Genomic DNA, 19,827 nt, shown 5'->3' with positions numbered 1-19,827 from the left:
CCGGGTGGGGTGCCGGGGCGGAGGGGCGGCGACAGGGCGAACCGCGGGCCACCGCTACCGCAGGCCCGCGTGGGCCAGCGTGGCGTCCACGTACGCGGCGGGCCACTCCACACCCAGCCGCTCCGCCAACGCCCGCGCACGCGGCGTGAACTCGGCCTCCGCCGCCGCGAAGTACCGCTCCACCGACTCCCGCGACGCCGCCACCGACGGCAGCCCCTCCACCACCTTCCGCGCCTCCGCCCCCAGGAAGGCATTGAGCCGCTTGACGCCTCCCGCCCGCCGCACCCCCCGCTCCGCGAGCAGCAGCTCGATCAGCAGATCCCGCAGCGCCCCCGCCCCCTGCGAGGCGACGATCCACTCCTCGCGCCCCCGCACCCCCGCCGACGTCCCCAGCAGGTAGTAGAAGAGCCGCACCGCCCGCTCCGGCCAGTACGCCTCCCCCGGCTGCCCGCCGACCCGCGGTTGGTCGCCGTCCGGGAAGAACTCCCCGCCGGGGTCGTGCAGCACCCGCACCCCGTCATACGTGAACCGGTCGAACGCCGAGCGCCGGTGCGCGGCCAGGTCCAGCCGCTGCCACTGCGGCGTCACCGCCAGCCCGCCCAGCAGCCCGGGGACGTCGTCCACCAGCACCACCGGCCCGACGATCCGCTCCGCCAGGCCCTTCCAGGCGCCCCGGAACCACTCCTCCGCCTCGTCGGCGACGACGCAGTGCACGTCCACGTCGCTGTGGCGGTCGGCCTCCCCCGCCCCCATGCTGCCGATCAGATAGACCGCGAGGACGCCGTCCTCCGCCGCCAGCACCTCGGCGGCGCGTGCCGCCGTCCGCTCCTGCCACGCCAAAGGGTCCATGGACCCAAGAGGCTACGGCTGCGCCAACTCCTTCACCAGCTCCGTGAACTCCAGATCGTCGCGCAGCGGCACACCGAACCGCTCGTTGCCGTAGGGGAAGGGGCTGTTGACGCCGGTGCGGCGGAAGCCGCGGCGCTCGTACCAGGCGATCAGGTCGTCGCGCTGCCGGATGACCGTCATCTCCATGCGGGCCGCGCCCCACTCCTCGCGCGCCATCCGCTCGGCCTCGGCGATGACGGCCTTGCCCAGGCCGTTGCCCTGCGCGGTGGGGCGGACGGAGAACATCCCGAAGTAGACCGCGTCGCCGCGCCGCTCCAGCTGGCAGCAGGCCACCGCCTCGCCGCCCCGCTCGGCGACCAGCAGCAGGCTGTCCGGCCGGCCGATGACACCGCGCACGCCCTCGGGGTCGGTGCGCTGCCCGTCCAGCAGATGCGCCTCGGTCGTCCAGCCGGCCCGGCTGGACTCGCCGCGGTAGGCGGACTCGATGAGGGCGACCATCGCGGGCACATCCGTGTCGGTGGCACGGCGGAAACTCAGGACGGCATCAGACATGCGCACACCCTAACCAAGGCGTGCGACCATGCGCGGTCCGGGCGCCCTGCCGCCGGTACCGCCCGGCGGGAAGGCTTCGGAGCGTGCCAGGATCACCGCTGCTGATGTGGGCGCTCGCGGCGCTCACCGCGTCCGTCGCCGCCTACTGCCTGGCCCGGGCGTGCGCGGCCGGGCCGCGCCGGGCCGCCGACTGCGGCGCGGAGCTGGTCGAGGCCGCGATGGCACTGGGGATGGCGGCGATGGCGGCCCCGCCGATCGCCGCGGCCGCCCCGCGCGAGGCCTGGTACGCGGTCTTCGGCGGGGTGCTGGCACTCGCGCTGGTGTTCGTGGTCCGCGCGGGCGGACGGCTCGGAGCCTGGCGCCACCATGCGCACCATGTGGTGGAGAGCGGCGCGATGGTCTACGCGGTGGCGGCGATGCCGGTCGCCGGGATGGCCGCGATGGACGGCATGCGGATGGACGGCCCGAGCGGCCCGGCGCCCGCGCTGGTCCTGCCTTTGCTGCTGTATTTCGCGGGCTACGCGGCCTGGTCGGGCACCCGCGTGATGGGCGCGCACCCGCGCACCGCCCCGCTGGCCGGCTGCCGCACGGCGATGGCCGTCGCCATGTGCGCGATGCTCGCCGCGATGTGACGTCCGCTTCGCCCCGCCGCCCCCGCCCCGCCTCCTCCGACGGCACGACGGCACGTTTCCTACTTCCCCGGCGGGGTGAAGCTCAGCCGGCCCACCACATAGACCATGAGCAGGCCGAACACCAGCAGGGTCAGACAGCTGAGACAGTCCTTCATCTCCTTGCGGTGCCGGTCCTCGCCGCCCGGACTGCGCTTCTGGGCGGGCTCCGCCGACTCGGTTTCCACATCGTGGGCCATGGGCTTGACGCTCGGATTTCGGTCTCGTGGGCCGGAGACTGCCGGAGGCTCCCCCTCTACACCCGTCACCCTGTCAACGAGCCCGGACGGACGAGGTTTCGCACGATCAGCCTAACTGACGATCCATCAGCGTCGAGGCGGTTCCGTCGCGCGTGCCCGGTTCCTCCCGCTTACGATGGGGCGTCGGGATCATTGAGGCGGCCGGGGACGGCCGGGGAGGTCGGTGCGAGCGGTGGTGGCGGTGGTCGGGGCCGTCCGCGGGGCGGTGGCCCTCGGAACGGCGGCAGTGCTGGCGATGGGGCTGTCGGGCTGCGGGGGCAGGGCGAACGGGCAGGCGGACGCGGCACCCCCGCACGCGTCCCCGTCCGCGGACGTGACCCAACTGCCGGGTGTGGGCCCGGGGATGCGGTCCCGCATCCCGGCCGACGCCCGGCAGGTGGTGCTGGTGACCGGGGCGGACGTCGACTCGATCGACTCGGACGTCGGGCTGTGGGAGCGGCGCGGCGCCCGCTGGCACCTGGTGGACTGGTGGCAGGGCCACAACGGCAAGAAGGGCTGGACGCCGCACCACACGTACGGCGACTACCGGACGCCGATCGGCGTCTTCACGGTGCACGACGCGGGCGGGGTGCTGCCGAACCCGGGCACCCGGCTGACGTACCAGCAGGCGGCTTCGTACCAGCCGCCGAAGTGGTGGGGGAAGGGCACCGAGCACATCTTCGACTACACGATCGCCATCGACTACAACCGGGTGATCGGCTCCCCGCCGTCGGACCAGCGCAAGCCGCAGGGCGCGAAGCGGGGCGGCAACATCTGGCTGCACATGGACGACGGCCGGGGGACGGCGGCGTGCGTCAGCCAGTCCCGGGAGAAGATGCTGGAGCTGCTGCGCGTCCTCGACCCGGCGAAGCACCCCGTGGTCGTCATGGGCGACGCGGCGCACCTCGCGGCCTGACGCGCGAACGCCCCGGCACCCCGCCTGTCCGCGCGCGGCGCGGACAGGCGGGGTGCCGGGGCGAGGGGGCGGCGGCAGCGCGCCGCCCCGACCGCTACGGGACTACTCGTCCCAGAGGTCCAGCCACGCGACCTCTTCCGTCGTCAGCTCCACCGACAGGCCCTCGGTGGAGGTCCGCGTCTCGGAGATCTGCCGCGGCCCGATCAGCGGGAACACCGGGTACCGCTGGTGCAGCAGCCACGCCAGCGCGATCGCCGTCGCCTCCACACCCCGCTTCTCGCCGAGCTCCCGCGCCCGCCGCAGCCGCTCGAAGTTCTCCTCCGAGTAGAAGCAGCGCACCAGCTCCGCGTCCGAGCGGTCCTCGGGCTTCGCGCGGCCGGTGAAGAACCCGCGGGCCTGGCTGGACCACGGGAACAGGGCGACCGAGTCGCCCTTCGCACGGAGCCACTTCTGCGACTCCGCGTCGCTGACGTGGCGGCAGCCGGCCCACGGCACGTCGTAGGCCCGCGCCAGCGACAGGTGGTTGGAGAGCACGGTCAGCGGCTGCCGCCCGTTGCGCTTCGCCCACTCGTTCGCCTCGTCGAACCGTGCGGTGGACCAGTTGGACCCGCCGTAGAGGCCGATCCGCCCGGCGCGGTGGTGCTCGTCCATCACGTCCACGAACTCGCCGACCGGGATCTCCGGGTTGTCGCGGTGCATGAAGTAGATGTCGATCTTGTCAGTGCCGAGCCGCTCCAGCGACTCGTGCAGCTGACGGGTGATCGACTCCGGGTCGCAGTGCGGGGTGTGCGCGCCCTTGCCGATCACCGTGATGTCGTCGCGGATGCCGCGCTCGGCCATCCACCGGCCGAGCAGCTGCTCGCCGCGGCCGCCGCCGTAGATGTAGGCGGTGTCGAAGATCGTCCCGCCGCGCTCGATGAAGTCGTCGAACAGCACGGCCGCCTGGGGCAGGGTCGTCTGGTTGTCGACGCCCATCACCAGCCGGGAGACATCCTTGTCGAGGCCCGGCAGCCGGCGCGTCGGGATGATCGCGTCGGAGCGCTTGGCCACCGGGCGCCCGCTCGCGGTCGGCACCGCGAACTCGTCGCGCTCGCTGCTGTACTGCTGGCCGATCAGCTGGCGCCAGCGGTCCTGCACGGTGAGGTTGCCGAGGGTGTCGGCCCAGTTCATCTGCGGGGCCTGGCGGTCCGCGATGTGCTTGGCCACCGCGTCGGCCTCGGCCGCGTAGATGTAGGCGGCCTCGGTCTCGATGGTCCTGGGCTCCTCGCCGACCCGCTTGACGGTGATGGCGCCGGGCTTGCCGTCGCCGCCGAACCACGGGTCGGAGACCTCGATGATGCCCTCGCTGCCGGTGAGGCGGACGTCGTTGTCGTCCGACAGCCGCACACCGGTGGTGACATGGGCCGTGATGCCGTCCTCGAAGTGCAGGGTGGCGACGGCCCACTCGTCGGCGCCGGTCTCGCCGACGTGTCCGGCGGCGGTGACGTCCACCGGCTCGGCGAACGCCTTGCCGGTGGCGACCCCGGCGAGCAGCCGGGCGATGGAGACGGGGTAGCCGCCCACATCGAGGATGCCGCCGCCGGCCGTGGCGTCCGCCAGGACCCGGCTCTCGGGGTTGAACCCGGAGCCGCCGAAGGCGAACTTGGCGTCGATCTGGTGGAGCTTCCCGATCGCCCCGTCGCGCACCAGCGCGGCGAGGCGTTCGGTCTGCGGGATGCAGCGGTACATGTACGCCTCCATCAGGAAGACGTCGTTGCGCACCGCTGCCTCGATGATCGCGGTCGCCCAGGCGCGGTTGATCGCCATGGGCTTCTCCACGAGCACGTGCTTGCCGGCCTCGGCCGTGCGGATCGCCCACTCCACGTGCTGCGGGTGGGGCGTGGCGATGTAGACGGCCTGGACGGCCGGGTCGTCGAGCAGGTCCTGATAGGAGCCGTAGTGGCTGGCGGCACCGAAGCGTTCGGCGAACGCCGCGGCCTTCTCGGGGGATCTGCTGGCGACGGCGGCGAGAGTCCCGGTGGCGGAGTGGGGCAGCTGACCGGCGAACCGGGAAGCGATGTTTCCGGTGCCGAGGATGCCCCACTGGAGCTTCTCGGACGGGGACTGGGACGCGCTGTCGGGCACGTGGTCTCACCTCGCGGAGGGATCGACTGGAACGGTTTGGTTCGTGGTACGGGCTGTACGGGTTGTACAGGTCGTGCTGGTCGTTCAGGTGCTGAAGTGACGCTGTTCGAAGGTGTGTTGATCCTACGTTTTCAGAACTTCATGGCGCCCGCAGCAATGTCGGCGATGAACTGCCGCGCGCCGATCAGGAAGATCCCGACCAGCGGGATGACGCTCATCAGCGCGCCGGCCATGACCATGCTGTAGTCCGTCGCGCCGACCACCGTGTTGAGCTGCTGCAGGGCGACCTGGAGGGTCACCTTGCCGGGGTCGGTCAGGACGATCAGCGGCCACAGGTAGTCGTTCCAGACGCCGATGAAGGTGAAGATGCCGAGGAAGGCGAGGCCCGGCCGGAGCACCGGCAGGCCCACCGTCCAGTACTGGCGGAAGAAGCCCGCGCCGTCCACCTTGGACGCCTGGATCAGCTCGTCCGGGACGGCGCCGCTGGCGTACTGCCGCATCCAGAAGATCCCGAACGCGTTGGCGGCCCCGGGGATGACCAGAGCCTTCATCGAGCCCACCCAGCCGAACCAGGAGAGCGTGACGAAGCTGGGCACCAGCGACAGCTGGGCCGGGATCATGAAGGTGGCCAGCAGGATGGTGAAGAGCACCTTCTTGCCGGGGAAGTCGTACTTGGCGAAGGCGAAGGCGGCCAGCGAGTCGAAGAAGAGCACCAGCACCGTGGCGACGGCCGCGGTGGCGATGGTGAAGCCGAACGAGCCCCAGAAGTCGATGTTCTGCAGCACGTGGTGCATGTTGACCAGCAGGTCGCCGCCGGGCAGCAGCTTCGGCGGGTACTTGAACATGTCGCCGGAGGTGTTCGAGGCGATCACGATCATCCAGTAGAACGGGAAGATCGAGATCAGCACGCCGATCATCAGGACGACGTGGCCGAGGACAGTGCGGATCCGTTCAGCTCGCACGGGAGTTCCTCCTCAGCCGGCGGCCCTTGCGGCCGAGGTCGTCGTTGCGCTCACGCAGGAAGCGCCAGTTGATGATGGAGAAGAGCACGATGAGGATGAACAGCGCCCAGCCGATGGCGCCGCCGTAGCCGAACTGGTTCTGCACGAAGGCGTGCTGCCACAGGTAGACGACGATGGTCTCGCCGGACTGGCCGGTGCCGCCGCTGTCGCCCACCAGCACCTGGGACTCTGTGAAGAGCTGGAGGCCGCCGATGGTGGAGGTGATGACGGTGAAGAGGATGATCGGCCGCATCAGCGGGATGGTGATCCGGAAGAACGTCTGCCGGGCGTTGGCGCCGTCCATCTTGGCGGCCTCGTAGACGTCCTGGGAGATGGCCTGGAGGCCGGCCAGGTAGATGATCGCGTTGTAGCCGACCCACCGCCAGGTGGAGAGCGCCGCGATGGCGACCTTGATGCCCCAGGGATCGGTGAGCCACTGCACCTGGCCGGCGCCGATCGACTTCAGCAGGTCGTTGAGGATGCCGAAGTTGCCGCTGAAGATCGAGCCGAAGACGATCGCCATCGCCACCATCGAGGTGACGTTGGGGACGAAGTAGGCCATCCGGTAGAAGGACTTGAACCGCACGGCGGTGTGCAGGGCGTAGGCGACGACCAGCGCCAGGAAGAGCATCGGCACGGTCGCCATCACCCAGATCTCCAGGGTGTTGACGATCGACTGCCAGAACTGCGGGTCCGTCAGCAGGTACTTGTAGTTCTCCCAGCCGACCGACTTCATCTTGCCGATGCCGTCCCAGGACTGGAACGACAGGAAGATCGAGAAGCCGACGGGGAAGATCCCGAAGACCGCGAAGAGGATGTAGAAGGGCGAGACGGCCGCGTACATCGGGCCGAACCGCTTGAGCCCGGAGGGCTTCACCGATCCGTCGGCCTGCGCACGCGCCGCGGAGCGGCGGTCGCGCACGGACTGGAGGCTGCTCACCTACATCACCCCGACCCGGGTCAGTTCGCGCTTGACGTTCTCCTGGATGGTCTTCCAGGCCGCCTCGGGGGACTTGCCGCCCTCGACGTTGGGGATCTCGTTGCCGAACTGGGTGGAGATGATGTCGTCATAGGCGCTGAGGTAGGCCCCGGGGACCTTCTGGGCGACGGTCCCGAAGACGTCGATGGTGCGCTGCCCGCCGTAGAACTTCTGCGGGGCGGCGAGCGCCGGGTCCTTGTAGGCGGCCGGCGTGGAGGGGAACAGCTGCATCTCGCCGAAGGCCGAGGCCTGGTTCTTGGGCGACTGCAGCCACTTGATCAGGTCCATGGCGGCCTGCGGGTTGCGGGCCTGCTTGGGTATCGCGAGGAAGGATCCGCCGCTGTTGCCGGGGCCGCCGGGCGGCATGGCGACGCGCCACTTGCCGGAGGTCTGCGGTGCGGAGCCCACCGGGTAGATCAGGCCCCACCAGACGGCGCCGATCTGGCACGGCTGCTTGCCGTTGGTGATGATCGCATTGACGTCGGGGCCCTGGGCGTTGGCCGACAGCCCGTCCTTGACGACCTTGTAGGCCATGTCGAAGGCCTGCTTGATGTGGTCCTGGTCGCCGATGTAGTGGTTGTCCTTCGTCATGTACAGCTTGGGCAGCTGCCCGGTGAGCTCGCCGTACGCCTCGCTCATGGTGGGGACGATGACCGAGCCGGGCACCTTCTTGCGCAGCTGGGTGGCCATCTTGAGGTAGCTCGGCCAGTCGGGCGCCATCGCGGCGATCTCTTGGGGATCGGTGGGCAGCCCGGCCTTGGCGAAGATGTCGGCGCGGTAGAAGAGCGCGGTCGGTCCGGCGTCCATCGGGAAGGCGAGCATCCGGCCGTCGGGGGCGACGCCCTGCTGCCACTTCCAGTCCAGGTACTCGGACTTGACCGACTCGGCGCCGAGTTCGCGCAGGTCCCAGAAGACGTCGGCATCGGGGAAGTACGAGGCGACGTCGGAGTTCATGCCCATGATGTCCGGGATCGAGGACTTCCCGGCCAGGGCGGTGAGGATCTTCTGCTTGTAGTTGCCGCCGATCTTCGTGTAGATCAGCTTCTTGCTGCTGTCCCCCGGTATGCCCTTCTTTGCGGCAAGGGTCGTCAGCTTGTCGCTGACCGATCGGTTCCAGGTCCAGAGGTTGACCTGGTCCGGGCCGCTCAGCGCGGCTCCGCCGGAGCCGCAGCCCGAGAGGGCCAGGGCGGCCCCCGCGGCTCCGCCGGCCCCCAGGCCGAGGAACCGCCTTCGTGACACAGGCATGACGTCGCTACCACCTCTCCACCCGGCATCGCTGGCGGGCGTGTCGTCTCTACGGCAAGGCGTGACGGGAGCTCAGGCGGCACGGCGCACTGAGCACTTGTGTTCAGGAGCGGAAGAAACCTGTTGACACCTGTTCGGTTTTGCAGAAGCTAGCCCCGTGTCGAACAGGGGTCAAGACATCGGTTCATCACAACCGTTAACGATCACGTAATCGTTCACGTCGATCTCCGCGCGTAGCTCGGTTACCGACCGGTTAACCTGCTTGTCCATGGGCACTCTCCACCCGGGCCGGGGACCGCTCCGCCGCACCGTGCGAACGGCGCTGGAACGCGCCGCGTCCTCGGCCGTGCATCGGACGGAACGCCTGGTCAGGCGGGTTGGCGCGATCACCGCGGAGCGACCGGGGGGCCATCGCTTCGGCCGGCTGGACGGCGGCACCACGCTGGCCTGGCCGCAGGGCACCCTCTTCGGCGAGCGGTGGATCAGCATCGGCGCGTACTGCGTCGTGGCCGAGCAGGTGACGCTCACCGCCGGGCTCGCTCCGGGCGACGAACTGGACTCCGAGGATCCGATTCTGGAGATCGGGGACGGCTGCGTCATCGGCCGCGGCAGCCATCTCGTCGGCCGGACGGGCATCGCACTGGGCGACCACGTCTATCTGGGGCCCGGTGTGTACATCACGGACCACAACCACACCTACACCGACACAGCGGCGCCGATCGGCACGCAATGGCCGGTGTTCGCGCCGGTAAGGATCGGCGCGGGCAGCTGGCTGGGCGCCAACGCGGTGGTGCTGCCGGGCACGGTGCTGGGCCGCAACACGGTGGTGGCGGCCGGCTGCATCGTCCGCGGCGAGTTCCCCGACCACGCCGTCCTCGCCGGCGTCCCGGCCCGCATGGTCCGCCGCTACGACCCCGCCGAGGGCTGGGTGCCCCCGCTCGGGAACGGCTGACGCGGCGGGCGCGCGCCCCCCGGCCCCCGCGGCGCGCCCCGCATTCCTGTGAATCCGCGGTGCAAAGCAACAGGCTCGAACACCCCGCCCCGCCCTCCCCGGCCCCTTCCCAGCGGGCCCGCGGAACGCCACGATGGCCTTCCGAGCACGCGCGCGCCCGCGTCCGGGCGCCTGCACCGGGAGGCAAGGCATCATGGCGAGCCACAACAGCCACCCCGAGCACCCCTCCGACACCGCCGTCCTCGTCGCCGGAGCCGGCCCCACCGGGCTCCTCCTCGCCGGCGACCTGGCCAGGGCCGGGGTCCCCGTCACCGTGCTGGAGCGGCGCCACGAGGGCGTCCTCAACCTCTCCCGCGCCTTCACCGTCCACGCCCGCACCCTGGAGCAGCTGGACGCCCGCCCGTCGCCCGCCACCGCCCCGTTCGAAGGCGCTTCGCGCCCCTGTCCGCGGGGCGTCGCCGACGACCTCATCGCGGCCGGGCACCGCCTCGACCACCTCGGGCTCTTCCTCCGCGCCACCGTCGACTTCGCCCCGCTGCACACCCGCTTCCCGTTCGTCCTCGCCGTCCCCCAGTACGAGACCGAGCGCCAGCTCCTCGCCTACGCCACCGCCGCCGGCGCCCGCGTCGTGTGGGGCGCCGAGGTCGTCGGCGTCAGCCAGGACGACAAGGGCGTCGAGGTGGAGGCGCGCGACACCCGCAGCGCCGCCGTCACCGTCCACCGCGGCGAGTACCTGGTGGGCGCGGACGGCCACCGCAGCGCCGTGCGCGGGCTGCTGGGGCTGCCGTTCCCGGGGCGCACGGTGATCCGCTCGATGATCCTCGCCGATGTGCGGCTCACCGAGCCGCCGCAGGAGTCGCTCCGGGCCCGCGGCGCCGACCAGGCCTTCGCCCTCGTCATCGCGTTCGGCGACGGCTGGCACCGGGTGATCGCCTGGGACCGCGCCAACGACCTCCCGGTGGAGGCGCCGGTCGCCGAGGAGGACGTCCGGGAGATCCTCGGCCGCACCCACCGCACCGACTACGGGATGCACGCCCCGCGCTGGCTCTCCCGGTTCGAGGCGGACGAGCGCCAGGTGCCGCGCTACCGCGTCGGACGGGTGCTGCTCGCCGGCGACGCCGCGCACGTCCACACCCCGGCCGGCGGCCAGGGCATGAACACCGGCCTCCAGGACGCGGCCAACCTGGGCTGGAAGCTGGCCGCGGCGGTGCGCGGCCGGGCGCCGGACGACCTGCTGGAGAGCTACCAGACCGAGCGCCATCCGGTGGGCCGCGCGGTGGTGCGCTCCAGCGGAGCGATGATCCGGCTGGCGATGGCGCACAACCCGCCGCTGCGGGCGCGCCGGGCGGCGGCCGCGGCGGCGCTGGCGTTCCTGCCGCCGGTGCGGGGCGCGGTGCGGCGGCGGCTGAGCGGGATCGGGTTCGCCTATCCGGCGCCGCGCGGGGCGCACCGGCTGGTGGGGCGGCGCTCGCCGGACCTGGCGCTGCGCGAGCCGGACGGCGGTCCGGTGCGGCTCTATCAGGCGCTGCGGGAGGGACGGTTCGTGCTGGTGACGCCGCCGGACATCCGCCCCCGGCTGGGGCGGCGCGCCGATCTGGTGCGGATCGCGCACTGGTCGGGCACCCGCCGCGCCCTGCTGGTGGTCCGTCCGGACGCGTACATCGCCTGGGCCTCCGACACGCCCGAGTCCGATCCGATGGAGGCCCTCAGGGGCTGGACCTGATAGACACCGGAGCACCGTCCCCTCCACCCGCCCCGGGCGGGGCACCGGGGCGAAGGGGCGGCACCCCGACCACCGCGGAGCGTGACCAGTTGAACGGACCGGCCCTGCGCGCCACCGTCATCGTCGGCGAGTCCGACGTGCACCACGGGCGCCCCGTCTACGCGGAGCTCGTGCACCGCGCGCACGCCGCCGGCCTCGCCGGCGCCAGCGCGTTCCGCGGCATCGAGGGCTACGGCGCCGGCTCCACCATCCACACCTCCCGGCTGCTCTCGCTTTCCGAGGACATGCCGGTGGCCGTGGTCGTCGTCGACGAGGAGGAGAAGGTCCGCGCCTTCCTCCCGCAGCTCGAGGACCTGATCGGGGAGGAAGGCGTGGTGGTGCTGGACGCCTGCGAGGTGGTGCGCTTCGGCGCCGACGGCCGCACCACGGGCGCATCCTGAGCCGTCGCCGGCCCCGGAGAGCGGCGTTACCCCCTCCGCCCCCGCGCCGCCGTCCGCAGTTCACCCGCCGCCCGCATCATGCGGCCATGACGGCCTCTCAGACCCCAGACCCCACCAGCGGCAAGCCGAAGCTCGGGCGGCGCGGCCTGCTCACCGCAGCCGCCGCCGGGACCGCGGGCGGCGCGGTGCTGCTCGGCTCCGCGCCCGCCTTCGCCTCCTCCCCGGTGCTGTGGGCGAAGCCCGGCGCGCTGGGCGCGCCGCCGGTGCTCGGCCTGCACACCCAGTTCGGCTCGGACGCCTCCCGCGAGGTGGTCGTCTCCTGGGCGACCACCGCCTCGGTCGGCCGCCCGCGGGTGCTGCTCGGCACCCCGTCCGGCGGGCTGGGCGGCGCCGCGGCGTCCGCGTCCACCACCACCTACAAGGACGGCGCCTCCGGGACCGAGGTGCAGATCCACCACGCCCGGCTGCCGCGGCTGCGCCCGGACACCGAGTACATCTACGCGGCGCTGCACGACGGCGCCGCGCCGGAGCTGGGCACGTTCCGCACCGCGCCGCGCGGCCGGGCGGCGTTCCGGTTCACCAGCTTCGGCGACCAGGGCACGCCCACGCTGGGCAAGCAGGTCAACGGCGCCTGGGTCAACGACAACCTGGGCTCTCCCTCGGCGGGCGACGTGACGGCCGCGGTGGAGGCGGCGGCGCCGCTGTTCCACCTGGTCAACGGGGACCTGTGCTACGCCAACCTGTCCACCGACCGGATCCGCACCTGGTCGGACTGGTTCGCCAACAACCAGCGGTCGGCGCGCTACCGGCCGTGGATGCCGGCGGCCGGCAACCACGAGAACGAGAAGGGCAACGGACCGATCGGCTACGACGCCTACCGGTCGTACTTCGCCCTGCCGGGGTCGGGTTCCGATCCGGAGCTCTCCGGCCTCTGGTACTCCTTCACGGCCGGGTCCGTCCGGGTGATCTCGCTCAACAACGACGACGTGGCGCTGCAGGACGGCGGCAGCAGCTATGTGCACGGCTACTCGGGCGGGGCGCAGGCGCGCTGGCTGGAGAAGGAGCTGAGGGCGGCCCGCGCGGACCGGTCGATCGACTGGATCGTGGTGTGCATGCACCAGGTGGTGATCTCCACGGTCGACAACTTCAACGGCGCCGACCTGGGGGTGCGGCAGGCCTGGCTGCCGCTCTTCGACCGCTACGGGGTGGACCTGGTGGTGTGCGGGCACGAGCACCACTACGAGCGGTCGTTCCCGATCCGCGGGCAGCAGTCGAACGACACCATGACGCCGATTCCGGTCTCGGACGCACCGGACGTCGCGGACACCTCCAAGGGCACCGTGCACATGGTGATCGGCGGGGGCGGCACCTCGGCGCCGTCCAACGGGCTCTTCTTCGACCCGGTGCAGTGCCGGGTGATCACCTCGGTGGGCCCGGTGGACTCCTCGACGGGCAAGCGGCCGCCGGTCTACACCCATGAGGCGGCGCCCTGGTCGGCGGTGCGCGAGGGCCGCTTCCCGTACGGTTTCGCCTCCTTCGACGTGGATCCGGGACGGCCGGGCGGGCACACCACGATGGCGGTGAACTACCACGCGGTGACGGGTCCCTACGGCGCCTCGCAGGTGGTCGACAAGCTGACGCTGACCCGCCCGCGCCGGGACGCCGCCTGAGCGGCCGCGGCGAGCGGGATGAGATCGCCGGGCAGGTTCCGTATCCTCGGGGGCCTGCCCGTCCCTCCCCCGAGTTCGATCTGTCTGGAGTGAGTACCCGTTGTTCAAGGGGTTCCGCGATTTCCTGATGCGCGGCAATGTCGTCGACATGGCGGTCGGCCTGGTGGTCGGGGCCGCGTTCACCGCGCTGGTGACCGGCTTCACCAAGGCCTTCCTGACGCCGCTGATCGGTCTGGCGACGCGCAGCGTCGGTGACTACTCCAAGAAGACCGTCACCGCCGGCGGGACGCAGTTCCCGATCGGCGCCTTCCTCGCCGCGCTGATCTCCTTCGTGCTCACGGCGGCGGTGCTGTACTTCCTCGTCGTGACGCCGATGAAGCGCCTGCAGAAGCGATTCGTCGCGGGCCCGACGAACCCCAAGAACATCACCCGGGACTGCCCGGCCTGCCTGACGGCGATCCCGACGGTGGCGACCCGCTGCTCGGCGTGCACCTCCGAGGTCGACCCGATCGACACCCTGGACGCCAAGACCGGCGCGCTCATCCCGGGCCCCACCGGCTCCCCCTCCTGACGCGGGCGCGGCACGCCGTGCCGCGCCGCGCACCTCCTCGCACCTCGCACCGCGGAGCACGGTCGGACGCGGCCGGGAACCTGACAATCCGTCAACCCGGCCGCTTCGCAGATATCCTGATGAATCGTGATCCATCCATTTTTGCGCGCCCTGCCGCTGCTGCCCCGACTGGCGACCGCCGGCTGCGCCGCCGCGCTGCTGATCCCCGCGACGCCCGCGCAGGCCATGCCCAACGCCCGCCACTACGGCGGGATCCCGATGGTCGGCGCCTTCTTCACCAACAGCGCCGACGTGGGCAGCGGCCGCACCCAGTGCACCGGCAGCGTGGTCCACTCGCCCACCCGCGACCTGGTGCTGACGGCCGGGCACTGCGCCGGAAGCCTGAACGCGGCGCACCACGCCGTCTTCGTCCCGCAGTACCGTTTCGGCACCTCGGCCGCCCACCAGCCGCACGGCGTCTACCCGGTCCGGCAGGCGTTCACCGACCCCCGCTACACCCCGAACTCGCGAGGCCGCGACTCCGACCTGGACATCGCCTTCGTCCGCGTCGGCCCGGCCGCCGGCCACGCCGTCGAGGACCGCACCGGCTCGCTGACGCTCACCGCCACCCCCGCCCCGCCGATCAGGAGCGTCACCATGGTCGGCTATCCGGGCAGCGCCGCGGTGAACCCGCACCACTCCCCCGTCACCTGCACCACCTCGGCCGGCCGGCTGCCCGGCTTCGACCAGCTGAAGGTGGTCTGCGGCGGCTACTACGGCGGCACCTCCGGCGGCCCGCTGATCACCGGCTACCGGGGGTCGAGCCGCACCGGCAGCGTGGTCGGCGAGATCGGCGGCTACAACGGCGGCGGCGACAACCGCAACGACCACTGGATCAGCTACTCGCCGATGTTCGGCCAGGACGCCTTCGACCTCTACCAGGACGCCGTCGAGGGCGTCACCCCGTATCCTCCGCTGCCCTACCCCACGCCGGCAGGAATCGGCGGCGGCTGGTGAGGACGGCGCGCGCCCCGGGCACCCGCCCCGGCCGCGCGCCGCGCGCCGGGAGCGCCCAGGAGGCGCCCACGCCGAAGAGCAGCGCCGTGGTGTGGCCGATGGCGGTGAAGTCCAGCACCCCGAGGCCGCCGAAGAGCGTCGGCCCCATCAGCGCCAGGCCGAGCGCGCAGATCCCGCGCATCGCCCAGCGGCCGGGCCCGCCGCGCACCGCCACCGCGCCCAGCGCGGCCACCATGACGTAGGACGGGCCGATGTCCAGCACGTGCCGCAGCTGCTCCGGGAGGCCTCCGGAGGCGATCCGCACGCCGAGGATCTCCTCGCTGACGATGGTGCCGAACACCTGTCCGGCGCCGGTGATCGCCAGCGTCCGCCAGGTCCCGAAGCGGAGCACCGCCGCATAGAGCGAGAGCGCGGTGAGCAGCAGGTTCTGCCAGGGATGCCCGTCCATCACCAGCGCCGAGGCCACCATGGCGCCCACCGGATGGCTGTGCAGGTTGTCCAGGTTGGTGGAGGCCCACAGATCGAGCGACGCCTGGGCGCGGGCACTCAGCAGGTTCTGGTACACCGCCAGCAACACCCCCGCCACCAGCACGAACGCAAGCGGCAGCAGATACGTCCGGGGATCCGTCGGGACGCGCCGGGGCCAGTCGGCCCAGCCGCCGCGCGGCTCCGCGCGCGCCCCGTCCGCGCGTTCCCCGTCCGGACGGCCCCCGGCCGAACGCTCCCCGTCCGGCTCCCCCGTCTCGCCCACCGCGCGGTGCGCGGTTCGCGGGACTGCGGTCATCCCGTCGCCCTCCACATCGTCAGGGGCACGGCATCGCACCGCACCGCACCCGCAACGGTTGTACAGCATCACGCTGTGGCTAGGCGAAAGCAGTGCCGGACGCGACGCCGGGGGCGGAGGGGTCGAACGCCCTTGCGGAATCGGTGAGTTGGAGCGCCGTGGCGCCCTCCTCGACCGCGGCGGCCCGCGCCGCCTCCGGGTCCTCGACGGGCACCGCCAGCGGCGCCAGCAGGTCGTAGAGCTTGACCATGTCGTCCGGCAGGTCCCGCCGCCAGCCCAGCGCCACCAGCGGCCAGGTCAGCAGCATCGCCCCGCCCAGCTGCAGCCGCACCTGGGCCATCACCGTGCTGCCGCCCGGGGCGGGCCGGACATGGAAGAGGAAGGTCGGGGTCTGGCACCCCAGCGGGGTCCACATCCGCTGCCCGCGGAACGCCACCAGGCTCGGCGGCCGGAGAAAATGGCAGGTCAGCGTGTGACGTCGATGCCGTCCGGGGAAGCGGTAGCGGTAGCGGCGGCCCAGCTCGGGCGTCACGCCGGCGATGCCCTCGGCGTCCAGCGGATCGTCGACCTCCTCGACCCCCGAACTCCACAACCGCAGATTCCTCGGATCGGCGAGAAAGTCGTAGACCTGCTCGGGTGCCAGCGGCAGATCCCGGGTGGTGGAGTAGATCGGCATGTCGCCCCCTCGCCGTGGGTGAACGATCGGCGCGTGCGGTCCCCCGGCACGCACTCCCCACGCTGCGGTCCGATCAGGCCCGTCACACCCCGGGAGACGGCGAACGGGTGAAGGACCGCACGACCGCACGGGAGTTGGCCGGGAGTTGGCTACCCGGACCCCCTGGACAACGGGCCGTGCATTAGGAACGCTGTTGCCGTTTGCGACAAGCGATCACAAGACCGAACGAGAACGCACAGTCGATGCGGGGACAGGTGTGAGGCCAGTGACGGGCAGCAGTATCGGGATCATCGGGGCGGGCCAGTTCTCCCGCTCCTTCATACCCCTGTGGCAGGCGCACCCGGACGTCTCGGAGGTGCGCCTCGCCGAGGTGGTTCCCGAGCGTCTGGAGGCGGAGGCGCGCAAGCACGGGATCGAGAAGACCTACGCCACGGCCGAGGAGCTGATCGCCTCCGACGTGGACGCGATCGCCATCTTCACCCAGCGCTGGACCCACGGCGCGCTGGCCCTGGCCGCGCTCCGGGCCGGCAAGCACGTCTACTCCAGCGTGCCGATGGGGATCACGGTCGAGGAGATCGAGGCGATCGTCGGCGCCGTGAAGGAGACCGGCCTCGTCTACATGATGGGCGAGACCAGCCACTACAACCCGGCCGCGGTCTACTGCCGGGAGCGGCACGCGGCCGGCGACTTCGGCCGGATCTTCTACGCCGAGGGCGACTACGTCCACGACATGGACCTGGGCTTCTACAAGGCCTACCAGTACAGCGGCGGCGAGAAGTGGAAGGAGACCGCCAGCTTCCCGCCCATGCTGTACCCGACGCACGCGGTCGGCGGCGTGCTGGCGGTGACCGGCAGCCACGCGGTGGCCGTCTCCTGCGTGGGCGTCCAGGACGACCGCGGCGACGGCGTCTTCGACCGCGAGGTCAGCCGCTGGGGCAACGACTTCTCCAACGCCAGCGCGCTCTTCAAGCTCAACGACGGCGGCGCGATGCGCACCAACGAGATGCGGCGGGTCGGCTACCCCTCCTTCATCCGCGAGTCGCGCTTCCGGTTCTTCGGGACGGAGGGCAGCTTCGAGGAGATGGCGGAGTCGGCCGTCTGGCAGGACAAGGAGGGCGTCACCGACGTCAGCGACCTGATGGTCACCCGGCCCACCGAGCGCGACGACGCGCCGGGCCTCGCCGACGTCGACCCGGCGCTGCGCGCCGCCTTCGTCAGCGGCTTCGCCCCGGTGCACGACTACCGGCGGCTGCCGCTGGAGTTCGCCGGCAAGCCGAACGGCCACGAGGGCTCCCACCAGTTCCTCGCGGACGACTTCGCCAAGGCGCTGGCCAGCGGCGAGCACCCGCCGGTGAGCGCCTGGCAGGCGGCCCGCTACACGCTGCCGGGCATCGTCGCCCACGAGTCCGCGAAGCGCGGCGGCGAGCAGCTGCCCGTGCCGGACTTCGGGGACACCCCGCAGTAGGGCGCGTCAGCGCAGGTAGACGCGGTCCGGGTCGATGTCCTCGCGGAGCAGCCGCAGCTCCTGATCCGTCGGAGGGGCGGTGGTGGCGAGGGCGTCGGCGACCTTCAGGTCCCAGCCGGTGGCGGCCCGCACCCGCTCGGCGGTGACGCCGGGGTGCACGGCCGTCAGCGTCAGCTCCTCTCCCGCGCCGTCGCCGGCGCGGGAGAGGATGCCCAGGTCGGTGATGACCCGGGTGACGCCCCGGCCGCGGGGCCGGCCGCCGTCGGCGCGGGCCCGGTCGGGGCCCGGGCTGGTGCAGAAGTCCAGCTCGGCGACGAACGAGCGGGGGTCGTGGCGGCGCATCACCACGAACACCTCGCCGGCGTTGGCCATCACCTCCACCGCGCCGCCCGAGCCGGGCAGCCGCACGGCGGGCCGCTCCCACGGTCCGATCACCGAGGAGTTGAGGTTGCCGTACCGGTCGATCTGGGCGGCGCCCAGGAAGGCGACGTCGATCCGGCCGCCCTGGAGCACGTAGCCGAAGAGCGAGGCCATCGGGAGGACCGCCTCCGCGCCGGTGATCAGCACGGCGTCGGCGATGGTCTCGGGGAGGTGGCTGGGGTGCGCCCCGCACACCCCGGACTCGTAGACGATCTCCAGCCCGGGGGCGACGGTCAGGTCGGCGAGCGAGACGGCGAGCGTGGGCAGGCCGATGCCGGCGAAGACCATCCGCATCCCGGCCAGTTCGCGGGAGGCGACGGCCGCCAGCAGCTCGGAGGAGGTGGCGGGGTTCGCGGTGTTCACGGGTGCTCCTTCCGCAGGCGGCGGCCGTAGTCGATCGATCCGCTGGGCGCGCTGCCGACCGCCAGGCGGTCCCAGGTGCCGTCGGCGGCCAGCTTGGCGACGTACTCGGCGTGGTCGCGGGTGCCGAGCACGTACTCCTCCAGCCAGGCCTTCAGCCGCTCCGGATCCTTGCTGATCCCCGCCCAGCGGCGGTAGAAGGCGTTGTCGCGGTCGTAGTAGCCCTGCGCGAAGGAGGGGTGCGCGCCGTGCGGGCAGGCCACCACGGCGTCGATCGCATGGGCGGGGACGGCGGTGCGGTTGGGGTCGGCGCGCACCACCGCGTCGTCCACCACCTCCTCCACGACGGCGACGGCGTGCCGGGCGGCGTAGACGGCCTCGGCCTGGATGCCGGTGAGGCCCCAGATCTGGACGTTGCCGCGGCGGTCGGCGCGCTGCGCGTGGATGATCGTCACATCGGGGTGGACCGGCGGGACGACGTAGACCTGCTCGGGCTCGCCGCCGTCCGGCCCGGGGTAGGGCGAGACGACCTTGCGCAGTCCGGGGTTGACCCGCGGCAGGTCGCTGCCGGCGTAGGAGCGCAAGGGGTAGAACGGCAGCCGCTGGGCGCCGGCGAGGTAGCGGCAGATCATGCCGTAGTGGCTGCACTCCTCCAGCTCCAGGGTTCCGGCCTCGACGCGGCGGCGCAGCTCGCCGAGCGATCCGGCGGAGGAGTTGCCGACGAACGCGCCGACGACCTTGGCGACGCAGTCGGCGGCGATCATCTGGTCGGTGACGATGTCGGGGGTCATCCGGACGACGGTGAGGCCGCGGCGGCGCTGGCGGATGATCTCGTGGCCGGCGGCAGTGGGGATCAGGTGGGTGAAGCCCTCCAGGGCGACGGTGGCGCCGTCCGCGACGTACCGGGCGATCGCCTCGGACATGGTCGTCGTCTTGTCCATCCCCGCACCCGCGGCGGGCGTGCTTCGGGTGGGGTGCCGGGGCGGAGGGGCGGCCCGTGCGACCACACTGGAGCGCATGCCAGACGTCGTCGTCACCGCACCCGTCCGCACCCCCGTCGGCCGCTTCGGCGGCACCCTCGCCGGCACCGCCCCCGCCGACCTCGCCGCGCACACCCTCCGCGCGCTGCTGAGGCGCACCGGCCTCGATCCCGCCCGCGTCGACGAGGTCGTCCTCGGCCACGGCTACCCGACCTCG

General features: G+C 72.1%; 21 protein-coding genes. 10 read left to right on the top strand and 11 right to left on the bottom strand.

Translation table 11 applies throughout. From position 1 onward, the window contains the following. Positions 1 to 54 precede the first annotated feature (54 nt). Both BIV57_RS10440 and BIV57_RS10435 read right to left on the bottom strand, forming a co-directional pair. Positions 55 to 849, bottom strand: a complete 795-nt coding sequence (locus tag BIV57_RS10440) for a nucleotidyltransferase domain-containing protein (RefSeq protein WP_071656434.1) — start codon at positions 847 to 849, stop codon at positions 55 to 57. Between the two features lie 12 nt (positions 850 to 861). Next, a complete protein-coding gene (locus tag BIV57_RS10435) occupies positions 862 to 1,401 on the bottom strand; it encodes a GNAT family N-acetyltransferase (protein ID WP_071656433.1) in 540 nt (179 codons plus the stop codon). An 83-nt stretch (positions 1,402 to 1,484) separates the two neighbouring features. Between BIV57_RS10435 and BIV57_RS10430 the strand changes: the two genes are divergently transcribed. After that, the gene (locus BIV57_RS10430; protein ID WP_139275582.1) at positions 1,485 to 2,033 is read left to right on the top strand and encodes a DUF5134 domain-containing protein; all 549 of its coding nucleotides are present in this window, start codon (positions 1,485 to 1,487) and stop codon (positions 2,031 to 2,033) included. A gap of 59 nt (positions 2,034 to 2,092) precedes the next feature. Here BIV57_RS10430 and BIV57_RS25095 read toward each other — a convergent pair whose 3' ends face one another. After that, positions 2,093 to 2,269: a hypothetical protein gene (locus tag BIV57_RS25095; RefSeq protein WP_175548723.1), complete on the bottom strand. Its 177-nt coding sequence runs from the start codon at positions 2,267 to 2,269 to the stop codon at positions 2,093 to 2,095. 223 nt (positions 2,270 to 2,492) lie between these two features. Between BIV57_RS25095 and BIV57_RS10425 the strand changes: the two genes are divergently transcribed. Continuing rightward, entirely contained in the window at positions 2,493 to 3,224 is a 732-nt protein-coding gene (locus tag BIV57_RS10425) for a L,D-transpeptidase family protein (RefSeq protein WP_245797541.1), read from the top strand. Between the two features lie 102 nt (positions 3,225 to 3,326). On the opposite strand, the gene BIV57_RS10420 is transcribed toward BIV57_RS10425, so the two are convergent. The 4 genes from BIV57_RS10420 to BIV57_RS10405 all read right to left on the bottom strand — a co-directional run bounded on the left by BIV57_RS10420 (position 3,327) and on the right by BIV57_RS10405 (position 8,573). Next, a complete protein-coding gene (locus tag BIV57_RS10420; RefSeq protein WP_071656430.1) occupies positions 3,327 to 5,348 on the bottom strand; it encodes an aldo/keto reductase in 2,022 nt (673 codons plus the stop codon). A 131-nt stretch (positions 5,349 to 5,479) separates the two neighbouring features. Then, positions 5,480 to 6,265 carry a carbohydrate ABC transporter permease gene (locus tag BIV57_RS10415; protein ID WP_079170206.1) on the bottom strand — a complete coding sequence of 262 codons (786 nt, stop codon included), beginning with the start codon at positions 6,263 to 6,265 and terminating at the stop codon, positions 5,480 to 5,482. A 34-nt stretch (positions 6,266 to 6,299) separates the two neighbouring features. After that, positions 6,300 to 7,289 (bottom strand): carbohydrate ABC transporter permease, encoded by a 990-nt coding sequence (locus BIV57_RS10410; protein WP_245797539.1) that lies wholly within the window; start codon positions 7,287 to 7,289, stop codon positions 6,300 to 6,302. Next, on the bottom strand, positions 7,290 to 8,573 hold the full coding sequence (locus BIV57_RS10405) for an ABC transporter substrate-binding protein (protein ID WP_071656428.1): 1,284 nt from the start codon (positions 8,571 to 8,573) through the stop codon (positions 7,290 to 7,292). It lies immediately after the preceding gene. Between the two features lie 268 nt (positions 8,574 to 8,841). Here BIV57_RS10405 and BIV57_RS10400 point away from each other — a divergent pair, with 268 nt between their 5' ends. From BIV57_RS10400 to BIV57_RS10375, 6 genes are all read left to right on the top strand, one after another. After that, complete coding sequence (locus BIV57_RS10400; protein ID WP_071656427.1) at positions 8,842 to 9,525, top strand: acyltransferase; 684 nt, start codon at positions 8,842 to 8,844, stop codon at positions 9,523 to 9,525. Between the two features lie 193 nt (positions 9,526 to 9,718). Further along, positions 9,719 to 11,248 carry an FAD-dependent monooxygenase gene (locus BIV57_RS10395; RefSeq protein WP_071656426.1) on the top strand — a complete coding sequence of 510 codons (1,530 nt, stop codon included), beginning with the start codon at positions 9,719 to 9,721 and terminating at the stop codon, positions 11,246 to 11,248. Between the two features lie 89 nt (positions 11,249 to 11,337). Beyond that, on the top strand, positions 11,338 to 11,688 hold the full coding sequence (locus tag BIV57_RS10390) for a DUF190 domain-containing protein (RefSeq protein ID WP_071656425.1): 351 nt from the start codon (positions 11,338 to 11,340) through the stop codon (positions 11,686 to 11,688). Between the two features lie 86 nt (positions 11,689 to 11,774). After that, positions 11,775 to 13,358: a purple acid phosphatase family protein gene (locus BIV57_RS10385; RefSeq protein WP_071656424.1), complete on the top strand. Its 1,584-nt coding sequence runs from the start codon at positions 11,775 to 11,777 to the stop codon at positions 13,356 to 13,358. Positions 13,359 to 13,458: 100 nt separating this feature from the next. Continuing rightward, positions 13,459 to 13,929 carry an MscL family protein gene (locus tag BIV57_RS10380; RefSeq protein WP_107409533.1) on the top strand — a complete coding sequence of 157 codons (471 nt, stop codon included), beginning with the start codon at positions 13,459 to 13,461 and terminating at the stop codon, positions 13,927 to 13,929. A gap of 126 nt (positions 13,930 to 14,055) precedes the next feature. Continuing rightward, on the top strand, positions 14,056 to 14,925 hold the full coding sequence (locus BIV57_RS10375) for a trypsin-like serine peptidase (protein ID WP_139275580.1): 870 nt from the start codon (positions 14,056 to 14,058) through the stop codon (positions 14,923 to 14,925). Here BIV57_RS10375 and BIV57_RS10370 read toward each other — a convergent pair. After that, positions 14,867 to 15,709 carry a rhomboid-like protein gene (locus BIV57_RS10370; RefSeq protein ID WP_139275578.1) on the bottom strand — a complete coding sequence of 281 codons (843 nt, stop codon included), beginning with the start codon at positions 15,707 to 15,709 and terminating at the stop codon, positions 14,867 to 14,869. The two genes, BIV57_RS10375 and BIV57_RS10370, sit on opposite strands and share 59 nt — an antisense overlap. A gap of 79 nt (positions 15,710 to 15,788) precedes the next feature. Then, complete coding sequence (locus BIV57_RS10365) at positions 15,789 to 16,385, bottom strand: SRPBCC family protein (RefSeq protein WP_071656421.1); 597 nt, start codon at positions 16,383 to 16,385, stop codon at positions 15,789 to 15,791. A gap of 265 nt (positions 16,386 to 16,650) precedes the next feature. On the opposite strand from BIV57_RS10365, the gene BIV57_RS10360 reads away from it, so the two are divergent. Then, entirely contained in the window at positions 16,651 to 17,850 is a 1,200-nt protein-coding gene (locus BIV57_RS10360) for a Gfo/Idh/MocA family protein (protein ID WP_071656420.1), read from the top strand. A 6-nt stretch (positions 17,851 to 17,856) separates the two neighbouring features. On the opposite strand, the gene BIV57_RS10355 is transcribed toward BIV57_RS10360, so the two are convergent. Continuing rightward, positions 17,857 to 18,633, bottom strand: coding sequence for a CoA-transferase subunit beta (locus BIV57_RS10355; protein ID WP_245797537.1), 777 nt, complete (start codon positions 18,631 to 18,633; stop codon positions 17,857 to 17,859). Then, complete coding sequence (locus BIV57_RS10350) at positions 18,630 to 19,571, bottom strand: CoA transferase subunit A (protein ID WP_071656419.1); 942 nt, start codon at positions 19,569 to 19,571, stop codon at positions 18,630 to 18,632. The genes BIV57_RS10355 and BIV57_RS10350 overlap by 4 nt, the downstream gene beginning before the upstream one ends. Before the next feature lie 76 nt (positions 19,572 to 19,647). Between BIV57_RS10350 and BIV57_RS10345 the strand changes: the two genes are divergently transcribed. Continuing rightward, the coding region (locus BIV57_RS10345; RefSeq protein WP_473234602.1) for a thiolase family protein at positions 19,648 to 19,827 on the top strand (180 nt) is incomplete at its 3' end.

The organism is Mangrovactinospora gilvigrisea (genome assembly GCF_001879105.1).
Lineage (GTDB): Bacteria > Actinomycetota > Actinomycetes > Streptomycetales > Streptomycetaceae > Mangrovactinospora > Mangrovactinospora gilvigrisea.
This window is presented reverse-complemented; position numbering and strand designations above follow the sequence as displayed.